Here is a 4,097-nt window from a genome sequence, read left to right as displayed (position 1 = left end):
AACGCCGGCGCCGGCGGCACCGAGAGCCAGGATTGGGCGGAGATGCTCCAGCGCATGTACACGCGCTGGGCCGAGCGCCACGGCATGAAGGTCGAGCTGATCGATCATCATGCCGGCGAACAGGCCGGGATCAAGTCGGCGACGCTGCTGCTCAAGGGCGAGAACGCCTATGGTTACGCCAAGACCGAAAGCGGTGTGCACCGGCTGGTCCGCATCTCTCCCTATGACAGCGCGGCGCGGCGCCACACCAGCTTCTCGTCCGTCTGGGTCTATCCGGTGATCGACGAGAATATCGAGGTCGCCATCAACGACAGCGACCTGCGCATCGACACCTATCGCGCGTCGGGTGCGGGCGGACAGCACATCAACACCACCGATTCGGCGGTGCGCATCACCCATCTGCCGACCGGCATCGTCGTCCAGTGCCAGAACCAGCGCAGCCAGCACAAGAACAAGGCCGAGGCATACAACCAGCTGCGCGCGCGGCTGTACGAACGCGAGCTGGCCGAGCGCGAGGCGGCGGCGAACGCGCAGAACGCGACCAAGACCGACATCGGCTGGGGCCACCAGATCCGCAGCTATGTGCTCCAGCCCTATCAGATGGTGAAGGACCTGCGCACCGGCACGACCTCCACCTCCCCGTCCGACGTGCTCGACGGCGACCTCGACGAGTTCATGGCGGCGGCGCTGGCGCAGCGCGTCACCGGCGAGACGGTGGTGGTGGAGGACGTCGATTAGCGGCGGCCACTTCGAGCGTCCGTTCGCCTCGTGCAGGGTTCGAGCAGTCGGACGGACTGCTCGAGACGGACAGGTGAATATTTGCGCCATCAAGACCGCTCGACGGGCACCGGGTCGCCGCGCTATCGCAGGCGCGGGGCCGGCGTGGCCCGGCGGGAAGGACGGAGTGATGGGGCAACGTGCCGGCACGGCGCGGATCGGGGTGGGGCTGGCCGTGCTGCTGCTCGCCGCCTGCGAGAGCGCGCCGGTCACCGTCGCCAACAAGCAGCGCGGCGCGACGCCCGCCTTCCCCGCCGCCGACCGTCCGGTCGCCAGCATCGTTTCCCCGCGCTGGTCGACCGAGGAAGCGCGCGACCGGCTGAACGAAGCGGCGACGGTGATGGACAAGTCTGACATCAAGCCCGGCATGACCGTCGCCGACATCGGCGCGGGCGAAGGCTATTATACCATTCGCCTCGCCCAGCGCGTCGGCGCCGACGGCCGCGTGCTGGCCGAGGACATCGTCCCTGCGGTCCGCGACGCGCTGGCGCAGCGAGTCACCCGGGAACGGCTCGACAATGTCAGCGTGCGGCTGGGCGCGCCGGCCGATCCCCGACTGCCGCCGGCCAGCTTCGACCGGGTGCTGATGGTCCACATGTACCATGAGATCCAGTCGCCCTATGAGTTCCTGTGGCATCTGCGCCCGTCGGTGAAGCCCGACGGCGCGGTGGTGGTGGTCGATGCGAACCGCGAGACGCAGAACCACGGCACCCCGCCGGCGCTGCTCGCCTGCGAATTCGCCGCGGTCGGCTATGTCCAGATCGAGCGGCAGGCGATGCCGTCGGCCGGGGGCTATATCGCGATGTTCCGCCCGCAGGGGCCGCGCCCCGATCCCGGGGCGATCCGGCCGTGCCGCACCGCCCGCCCCGCTGCTACAACAACCCCAGCGCCCGCAGGCTGATCGTCGCCGGCCCCGCCAGGATCAGCTGGTCGGCCAGCCGCACCTCGATCGGGTGCAGCGCCTGCGCCAGCCGTCGGGCGTGGGCGAGGTCGGCGGGGCTGGGCCGGGGATCGCCGCTGGGGTGGTTGTGCGCCATCACCACCTGCCGCGCGCCGTGGCGCAGCGCGCCACTCACCACCAGGCGCGGCGCCACCTCCACCGAATCGCGCGTCCCGACCACATAGTCGAGCCCGATCAGCCGATGATCCGCCGCCAGATAGGCGATCACCGCGATTTCCCGCCGCGCGTCGGCGATCATCCCGAACAGCGCGCGTGCGTCCGCCACACTGGCGAGGTGGGACGGAACGGCGTAGGGCATCACAGGCATCTTACTGAAATAATGCCAGAAAATTGCTGTTTTCCGCGTAGCGATTAGATCGGGTTCGGAGCAAAGCGCCACCAATACGGATCGATCGCTATGCGCGCGCGCGCGGCGACGTTAAGATCGGCCGACGATGCGCCAATACCTCGACCTGATGGAGCGCGCGCTGACCCACGGCGCCGCGCAGAACGACCGCACCGGGGTCGGCACGCTCAGCGTTTTCGGCCACCAGATGCGATTCGACCTGGCCGACGGCTTTCCGGTGCTGACCACCAAGAAGCTGCACCTGCGATCGATCATCATCGAGCTGCTGTGGTTCCTGCGCGGCGACACCAACGTGCGCTGGCTGCAGGAACGCCGGGTCGGCATCTGGGACGAATGGGCGGGCGAGGACGGCGATCTCGGCCCGATCTATGGCAAACAATGGCGCGACTGGCAGGCCGCCGACGGCCGCCATATCGACCAGATCGCCGAACTGATCGACACGATCCGCACCAACCCCGCGTCGCGCCGGCAAATCGTCACCGCGTGGAACCCCGGCGAGCTGCACGCGATGGCGCTGGCGCCGTGCCACTGCCTGTTCCAGACCCATGTCGCCAACGGGCGGCTGTCGCTCCAGCTTTACCAGCGTTCGGCCGACATCTTCCTCGGCGTGCCGTTCAACATCGCCAGCTATGCGCTGCTCACCCACATGCTCGCCCAGCAATGCGGGCTGGAACCGGGCGAGTTCATCTGGACCGGCGGCGATTGCCACCTCTACACCAACCATCTCGACCAGGCGCGCGAGCAGCTGGCGCGCACGCCGGGGCCGCTGCCGCGCCTGCGCATCCTGCGCCAGCCGCCGTCGATCGACGCCTATGACTATGAGGATTTCGCGATCGACGACTATGCGGCACAGCCGCACATCAAGGCCGAAGTCGCCGTCTGACGCCACCATTCAGCCGCCGTTCAGCCCTTTGACTACAGTTGTAGTTCATACGGGAGGTAACGAGATGCTCAGGCCATTGCTGGTTGTCGCGGTACTGATCGCTCAGGTCGTTCCCGCCCCGGCGCTATCGCCCTTTGCCGCCGCGCCGGTGCGTCACGCGCATCCGACGCTGCCGATGGAGGGAAACAGTTGGCAGGGTCCGCTGCCCGCCTCATAAGCCGCGTGTGGCACCCCGGATCAGCTTTCACCTCGCGCGGGCGGACAATGGCGTGATCGGGCGCGACGGCGCGCTGCCGTGGCGCCTGCCCGCCGACCTGAAGCGATTCAAGGCGCAGACGATGGGCAAGCCGATGGTGATGGGGCGCAAGACCTTCGCCGGCTTCCCCGCCCCCCTGCCCGGCCGGCGCCATATCGTGCTGACGCGCGACCGGGGCTGGTCCGCGCCGGGCGCGGAGCCGGTCCATTCGGTCGCGGAGGCGATTGCGCTGGCCGGCAACGTCCCCGACATCGCGGTGATCGGCGGCGCAGAGGTGTTCGCGCTGTTCCTGCCGCTCGCCGACCGCATCGAACTGACCGAGGTCCATGCCACGCCCGCAGGCGACGCGGCGGTGCCGGCGTTCGACCCCGCCGACTGGCGCGAGGTCTTTCGCGAGGATCACGAAGGCTATAGCTTCGTCACGCTGGAGCGGCGGTAGGCGCCTCTCCGCTCGTTCGGAGTGGCCCCTCCGACTGCCGACCGAGACAGGCTCTCGTGGCAGGCTCGAGCGTCGGCGAGACGGACGGAACGGGGCGAACGGCGTACCGCAATGGGAGGGGGTACAATGCGGAAGTGGCTGTGGATCGCGTTGGCGCTGGTCGCTGCGGCGGTGGCGGGCTTCTTCGCGCTGGCGCCGGCGATCGTCGAGCGTGGGATGAACAAGGTCGCGCCGACCGCGCTACCGCAGGTCACGCCCGAGACGCGCGCGCTCCACGCCCGGCTGGCGATCGCCGACATGCACGTCGACACGCTGCTGTGGCAGCGCAACCCGCTGACGCGGTCGGGGCGCGGCCAAGTCGACCTGCCCCGGCTGATCGAGGGCAATGTCGCACTTCAGATCTTCTCGTCGGTGACCAAGACGCCCAAGGGCCAG

Annotated in this window: 6 protein-coding genes and 1 pseudogene; 6 read left to right on the top strand and 1 reads right to left on the bottom strand. The window is 68.9% G+C overall.

The window, feature by feature from the left end; all coding sequences use genetic code 11:
- Both prfB and VNR91_RS02715 read left to right on the top strand, forming a co-directional pair.
- The coding region (prfB, locus tag VNR91_RS02720) for a peptide chain release factor 2 (RefSeq protein ID WP_325489254.1) at positions 1–738 on the top strand (738 nt) is incomplete at its 5' end.
- A gap of 169 nt (positions 739–907) precedes the next feature.
- On the top strand, positions 908–1,678 hold the full coding sequence (locus VNR91_RS02715; protein ID WP_325489253.1) for a class I SAM-dependent methyltransferase: 771 nt from the start codon (positions 908–910) through the stop codon (positions 1,676–1,678).
- On the opposite strand, the gene VNR91_RS02710 is transcribed toward VNR91_RS02715, so the two are convergent.
- Complete coding sequence (locus VNR91_RS02710; protein WP_325489252.1) at positions 1,650–2,036, bottom strand: JAB domain-containing protein; 387 nt, start codon at positions 2,034–2,036, stop codon at positions 1,650–1,652. The genes VNR91_RS02715 and VNR91_RS02710 overlap by 29 nt on opposite strands.
- A gap of 136 nt (positions 2,037–2,172) precedes the next feature.
- On the opposite strand from VNR91_RS02710, the gene VNR91_RS02705 reads away from it, so the two are divergent.
- The 4 genes and pseudogenes from VNR91_RS02705 to VNR91_RS02690 form a co-directional block, all read left to right on the top strand.
- Complete coding sequence (locus VNR91_RS02705) at positions 2,173–2,967, top strand: thymidylate synthase (RefSeq protein ID WP_325489251.1); 795 nt, start codon at positions 2,173–2,175, stop codon at positions 2,965–2,967.
- Positions 2,968–3,031: 64 nt separating this feature from the next.
- Complete coding sequence (locus tag VNR91_RS02700) at positions 3,032–3,184, top strand: hypothetical protein (protein WP_325489250.1); 153 nt, start codon at positions 3,032–3,034, stop codon at positions 3,182–3,184.
- A 7-nt stretch (positions 3,185–3,191) separates the two neighbouring features.
- Positions 3,192–3,662 (top strand): dihydrofolate reductase, encoded by a 471-nt coding sequence (locus tag VNR91_RS02695; RefSeq protein WP_325489249.1) that lies wholly within the window; start codon positions 3,192–3,194, stop codon positions 3,660–3,662.
- A 126-nt stretch (positions 3,663–3,788) separates the two neighbouring features.
- Positions 3,789–4,097: pseudogene (locus VNR91_RS02690) on the top strand (peptidase M19); the annotation flags it as partial.

Source organism: Sphingomonas sp. (genome assembly GCF_035555815.1).
In the GTDB taxonomy this organism is placed as follows: domain Bacteria; phylum Pseudomonadota; class Alphaproteobacteria; order Sphingomonadales; family Sphingomonadaceae; genus Sphingomonas.
Note: the sequence above shows the minus strand (reverse complement) of the source record. Positions and strands in the feature narration are given on the sequence as shown.